We start from the raw sequence: 6166 nt of genomic DNA, 5'->3' as shown, positions 1-6166 counted from the left end.
GTTCCCGAGCCCGGTCTGGTGCTCGGGATCTGGATCTTCTCTGGTCTTCTGGTGCTCGCCGGGGCCCTCGCGCTTGCCGAGCTCGGAGCCATGCTCCCTCACTCGGGCGGACTGTACGTCTACATGCGCGAGGCCTATGGTCCGTTCTTCGCCTTTCTCTACGGCTGGACGGTGATGCTCGTCGTCATCCCGGGCTCGGTCGCGGCGCTCACGACGGCGTTTCTTCTCTACCTGGGACACTTCGTGCCGATGACGACATGGGTCTCGAAGGCGGTCGGGATCACCGTCTTGCTGTTCCTCGCTCACGTCAACGCGCGCGGGGTGCGCGCCGGGGCGAACGTCCAGAACGCGTTCACGTTCCTCAAGACGGCGAGCCTCGTCGGGCTCGTCGCCGTGGCGCTCGTGACTCGGCGTGGCAGCGCCGAGAACTTGCTTCCCCTGTGGCCGCAAACCTTCGACATGGACGTCGCGGGCGCGATCGGCCTCGCGATGATCTCGACGCTCTTCGCTTACGACGGGTGGCACTTCGTCGGTTTCGTCGCGGGTGAGATCCGCGAGCCGGCGCGAAACGTCCCTTCGAGCATTCTCATCGGAGTATCCGTCGTCGTCATCGTGTACTTGGGCGCGAACCTCGCCTATATCTTCGCCCTCGGCCAACCAGCCATCGCCGCCTCCGATCGCGTCGCCTCCGATGCGGTTTCGGCCATGATTGGAAGCACGGGAGCGAGCCTCATCGCGCTCGCGATTCTGTGCTCGACGTTCGGCGCGATCGCGGCGAACGTGCTTGCCGGTCCGCGAGTCCTCTTCGCCATGGCGCGCGACGGACAGGCGTTCTCGTCGCTTGCCGACGTTCATCCGAGATACCAGAGCCCGGCGAACGCGATATGGCTCCTCGCGGTCTGGGCGGCGGTCCTCACTCTTACCGGGGGTTACGAGCACCTCATCACGATGTCCATGTTCGCCAACTGGATTCTGTTCACCATGGTCGCGTTCTCGGTGGTGGTCTTGAGGCGCCTCCACCCGGAGTGGTCGCGGCCTTATCGCGTTCCGCTCTATCCGTTTCCCGTCCTCATCTTTGTCGTCGTCTCCTCGGTGTTCGTCGTCAATACGATTGTGGAGTCCACGAGAAGCTCGCTCTATGGCCTCGTCATCGTGGGGGCGGGAGTGCTCTTCTACTTCCTCCGCAATCGTTCGGACCTGAGCTGAGTTACGCCTCCGCGCGGTCCAAGACGGCTTCCACGGTTGGTGCAACGAGGTCCGGGAGCGAAACGATTTTGCGTGCCGAGGCCATGTCCTTGAATCCCGTCCCCGTCAGGATGCAACAGACGGAGCTCTCTTGCCTCACGATCCCCTCCATGGCGAGGCGCCGGAGCGCCGCGATGGTCGTCGCGCTCGAGGGCTCGACGAACACTCCCTCCATCCGGGCCAGCATCGCTTCCGCGTCGAGCGTCTCGGTGTCGCTCACGGCCACCGCCGTTCCAAAGGACTCCCGCACCGCCGGAAGGGCCACGTGGGCGTCGAACACCACATCGTCCGCGATGGGGCCGCACACCGTTCGGATCTCGGGCCACCGTATCTTCGCCGTTTCTTCGGCGGAGCGGCCGAGTCGCACCGCTTCCACGAAAGGGGCGCAGCCTTCCGCTTGCACGCCGACCATGCGGGGAAGACGATCGACGAGGCCGAGCTCATTCAGTTCCCGGAACGCCCGCCAGATCGTACCGAGGTTCCCGCCTCCCCCCACCGGCACGACGATCCATTCGGGAAGCTCGCCGCCGGTCTGCTCGAAAAGCTCGTAGGCGATCGTCCTTGCGCCTTCGAGCGTGAAGGGGTTGTAGAGCGCCGTCGTCGAGACGACGTACCAGCCGAGCGCCTTCGCAACCTCGTCCATCAGACGGAACACCGCGGCAGGTGAATCATGGTCGATGCGGAAGAGGTCTCCGCCGTACAACTGGATCTGAAGGAGCTTCTCTTCCGGAACGGTTCGCGGCACGAAGATCTTGGCCCTGAGCCCGGCCTTCGCAGCATAAGCCGCCGCGGCCGCGGCGACGTTCCCCGAGGACTGGACGACGATGGTCGACTTCCCGAGCTCGACCGCCCGGGAGACTCCGAGAGCGAGCATCCGGTCCTTGAACGAGCCCGTCGGGTTGCGCGATTCGTCCTTCAGAAACAAACTCGATACCCCGATTCGCTCGCCCAGCCGGCGGGCGGCGACGAGCGGCGTTCCGCCCTCGTGAAGCGAAACGATAGCATCGCGACGCTCGAGAGGAAGCAGGGGAAGGTATCTCCAGATACCGGGAAGACCGGCTTCGGCGGGAACGTCACGGGCATCGGTCAGAGCCGGGCGGTCCACTTCGACGACGAAGGGTCCGTCGCACTCGGAGCAGCGTCGTCCCGCAGTCGAGGCCTCCTCCCGAAGGCGACAGTAAGCGCAAACGAGCGCGAATTTCACGTGGTGCCGCAACGCCGAGGCGGCGGTTTCATCACTACTGTGCTCAATGCCGTGGCGGGACCCGTAATCGATCGAGCCGCCACGGCTCGGGCTGCTTACGGCGCGGTAGGCGCGCCGGGCTCGCTCCGCTCGCGCAGGCTGGACTGTACTTTTTCATCAGCCTGACTAGGCTAGCGCCCGCCCAGCGAGCGCAGGTAGTGGACGAGCGCCCAGGTTCGCCGCGCCCTGAGCGCCTCTTTCTCGGCCGGCGTCATCGCGTCGAGGGTCGCATTATCGGGTTGGGTGGCGATGTAGTCCAGGATTTGCTCGATGCCGTTCGCATCGAATGCATCCTCGAACGAGCGCGCGCTCCCTGCGCTCTCGCTCGGAAAGAAAAACGCGTCGCTGAATGACGGCATCGGCGAGCCGTTCATGCCCGTATGGAGAAGGCGGTAGATGTCGGCCTCCGAGCCACCGCATTTGAAGCGGTTGGCGCGGGTAAAATCATAGACGCGGATTGGGTTACCCCAGTCGTCCTTCAAACCGCGCGCCGCCGGACCCTGTCCTCCGCCGTCGACGCCGTGACAGGTCCAGCATCGCATCACCCGATAGACCTGTGAGCCCTCGTAAATGAGCTCAGCCGTTGCCGCCAGCGGCTCGGGCACCGGCGTACACGCTGGCGCTTGTTCGTTCGCGAACCGTGGCGTCAACGACTTGATATAGGCAACGACGGCTCGTCTCTCTTCGAGAGAAAGAGTGCCTTCGAACTTGCGCATCGGCGTACCCGGAATGCCCTTGGTCACGGTCCGGAGCAAATCCTCGTCCGTGGGGAGCTCTCCGTTCGGCGTGCAGCGGCACTTGAACGATCCGAGCGCGAAATCGCGCGCCTGGAACTTGCGTTCGCGCGAGGTCTTGCCGTCCCCGTGCCCCTGGTCTCCGTGACATTCCAGGCAGGCCCGTTCGTAGACTTCCTTTCCGAGCTCGACGTCATCGTCCCCGGACAGGGGAGCGGCGGCCAAGGTCGAGTAAGTCAATATCCCAATGAGATAGATGGCGGACTGAATGGCGAGGTGTCGAGTCGGTTGGTTTCTCAATCCGATCATTATAACTACAACTGGCTTACGTCGAGCTCGGGGGCCTCCCCGGCTCTGTGGGGAAGCGCCTTTCATGGCCGCGCCCGAGCCAGAAAGCGACCAGGCACGCAGTCGCCAAGAGCAATGCACCGATCGGAGATGTGACGAAAACCCACCACCCGTTGTCCGAGACGATCAGAGCGCGCCGAAAGTTGGTCTCGAGCAGCGGACCGAGAAGAAAGCCCAGGAGGACAGGGACGAGCGGATAGCCGAATCGTGTCAGCCCGTATCCGAGGACTCCGACGACTACGGAAAGACCCATGGCGAACATCGTGCGTTCCGAGGCATAAGCCGCCACGAGCGCCACGACGGCAATCACCGGATAGAGGTGACATCGCCGGAGCGCTCCCATCCGAGCGAAGAGTGGAAGGAGTCCCAGGCCCAGAACGAAGAGAATCAAATATGCCCCGAAGAACCCGGCGAACAGCGTGGTCATCAGCTCGCGATTTTCCCGAAACATCATCGGTCCGGGAGTCATCCCCTGGATCAGCAGGCCTCCCAGAATGACGGCCGTCACCGCGTCGCCGGGGATGCCGAAAGCGAGCATGGGAACGAACGCCCCTCCGGTCATCGCGTTGTTCGCCGTCTCGGGCGCCGCGATCCCTTCGGGGATGCCGGTTCCGAACTTCTCCGGGTGATCCGAGCCGCGCTTTGCCTCGCTGTACGCGAGAAACGCCGCCATGGCCGCACCGCCCCCGGGTAGCGCCCCGATGAAAGCGCCGATCGCGGCACTCTTGGCGAAGAGCCGGAACCCAACCGTCTCGAGCATCGGAACGAACGCGAGCATCCCTCGGAAGGAGAGGTGGATGCGCCCCGCGCCGCTCGATTCGGGCTCGGCACTCTGACGAAACATTTCCGACAGGGCGAACAATCCGATCACGACGGGGAGGAGCGGGACCCCGACGAGCAGATCGGGGACGCCGAAGGTGAAGCGCGGCACGGGAACGAGCTTGTCGAGACCGAGCGTCGAGAGCATCAGTCCGAGCACGGTCGCCGCGAGTCCCTTGGAAAGGGGTCCGACAGAGACCGAGGCCACGGCGACGAGGGCGAGCACGACCATCGAGAACATCTCGGGCGACTGAAAGCGAAGCGCGAGCCTCGCAAGCTGGGGCGCGAGGAGCACGAGCACGACGCCGCCGAAGAGCCCACCCACGGTCGAGCTGAAAATTGCGAGGCCCAACGCCCCTTCGGCGCGTCCAGCCCGCGCCATCGCGTGGCCATCGAGGAGGGTCATCGTGTTCGCCGGAGCGCCGGGAATGCGGAGCGTGATCGCGGTGATTGCGCCGCCGAAAATCCCGCCGACGTAAATACCGGTGAGCGCGAGCAAGGCTTCGGCCGGGGGCAACGAGAACGTGAAGGGGAGCAACAGCGAAATGGCGAGCGTTGCGGTGAGACCGGGAATAGCACCGACCACGATGCCGAGCAGCACGCCGCCGGCGAGAAACCCGAAAGCACTCATCAGGGAAGGGGAAGCGCGAGACCGACGGCGAAGAGCGCGTAGACGATTGCCGTGGCGACCAGCGGCACGAGCAGACTGGAGACGCCGCGGCCTCCGAGGAGGCGGGCGGTGAACAAGGTGTAGGCGAGCGTGCTAAGGACGAATCCCAGGTGCGCGAAAATCGCGAGGTAGGCGACGGTCGCGACAATGAGGAGGGTAGGCTTTCTCAGCTCCGAAAGGTCCGCCTGGCCTGCTTCTCGGAGTCCCCGGAGAACGATCCGCACCCCGAGAGCGAGCAGCACCGCAGCGAGGAGTCGAGGAAAAAAGGCCGGTCCTGGCTCACCGTCTCCTGCGGGCAGCTCGAGGGTCGCCAGATAGTACAGGAGCGCGAGAAGGATTAGTGCCCCTCCCGAGACGACGTCGCGCCGAGTCAGGCGATCCACTTCGAGACGGGTGCTCTCGCTTCCTCGAGCGGCTGGGTCACGATGTCGAGGAGATAAGGGCCCTTGTTCGAAAGCCCCTCTTCGAGGGCGGACGCGATCTCACTGGGGTTCTCGATGCGACGCGCCTTCAGGCCGAAAGCGCGTGCAATGGCCGCATGGTCGGAGTCCGAGAAGTCCACCGAGTAGTATTTGCCACCGCGGACCTTCTGGCCCGCCTTGATCCACCCGTACCCTCGATTGTTGAAGACGATGAGCGTGACGGGAAGCGCCAGCCGCACCATCGTCTCGAGCTCCCCGCAGGAGATTCCGAAGCTTCCGTCACCCATGATCCCGACGACGCGTCCGGCGTCGGGCCGAGCGAAATAGGCTCCACAGACCGCGGGAAGAGCGTAGCCGAGAGCACCGTGGGCCCGGGGCGAGACGAACCAGCGGCCCGCTCGAGGCAATCGGTGATAGGCCGACACGTAGGGACATCCCGTGCCGGGATCCACGCAAAGCACGGCATCGTCGGGGAGCCGAGGCAAGAGCTCGGCGAGGAAGCGCTCGGGTCGGATCGGCGTTTCGTCGGAGTGGAAGGCCTCGACGCTCTCGAGAAACTCGTGCCGCCGGCGTTCGATTTCTTCCGGATCGACCTTGGGCCCGATCGAGCCGACCATCTCCACCAGGATCTCGAGACCCGTTCTCGCATCGCCGCAAAGTCCGACTTCTGTCTCATAGTTGTGGC

Annotated in this window: 6 protein-coding genes; 1 reads left to right on the top strand and 5 read right to left on the bottom strand. The window is 64.6% G+C overall.

The features are described 5' to 3' along the window. On the top strand, nt 1-1206 hold a 1206-nt coding region (locus VEK15_31700; GenBank protein ID HXV65303.1), incomplete at its 5' end, for an amino acid permease. 1 nt (nt 1207) lies between these two features. Here the strand turns inward: VEK15_31700 and VEK15_31695 are convergent. From VEK15_31695 to VEK15_31675, 5 genes are all read right to left on the bottom strand, one after another. Continuing rightward, entirely contained in the window at nt 1208-2449 is a 1242-nt protein-coding gene (locus VEK15_31695; GenBank protein HXV65302.1) for a threonine synthase, read from the bottom strand. Between the two features lie 170 nt (nt 2450-2619). Continuing rightward, nucleotides 2620-3522, bottom strand: coding sequence for a c-type cytochrome (locus tag VEK15_31690; GenBank protein ID HXV65301.1), 903 nt, complete (start codon nt 3520-3522; stop codon nt 2620-2622). Between the two features lie 25 nt (nt 3523-3547). Beyond that, entirely contained in the window at nt 3548-5020 is a 1473-nt protein-coding gene (locus VEK15_31685) for a tripartite tricarboxylate transporter permease (GenBank protein ID HXV65300.1), read from the bottom strand. Then, a complete protein-coding gene (locus tag VEK15_31680) occupies nt 5020-5442 on the bottom strand; it encodes a tripartite tricarboxylate transporter TctB family protein (GenBank protein ID HXV65299.1) in 423 nt (140 codons plus the stop codon). Before VEK15_31680 ends, VEK15_31685 begins: the two co-directional genes overlap by 1 nt. After that, nucleotides 5430-6166: thiamine pyrophosphate-dependent enzyme (locus VEK15_31675; GenBank protein ID HXV65298.1), on the bottom strand; the 737-nt coding region annotated here is incomplete at its 5' end. The genes VEK15_31675 and VEK15_31680, both read right to left, overlap by 13 nt.

Source organism: Vicinamibacteria bacterium, assembly GCA_035620555.1.
Classification (GTDB): Bacteria; Acidobacteriota; Vicinamibacteria; order Marinacidobacterales; family SMYC01; genus DASPGQ01.
Note: the sequence above shows the minus strand (reverse complement) of the source record. Positions and strands in the feature narration are given on the sequence as shown.

What these genes read in the sequence shown, in the direction of transcription:
- VEK15_31685 (HXV65300.1), bottom strand. Translation starts at nt 5,020, where the DNA reads ATGAGTGCTTTCGGGTTTCTCGCCGGCGGCGTGCTGCTCGGCATCGTG.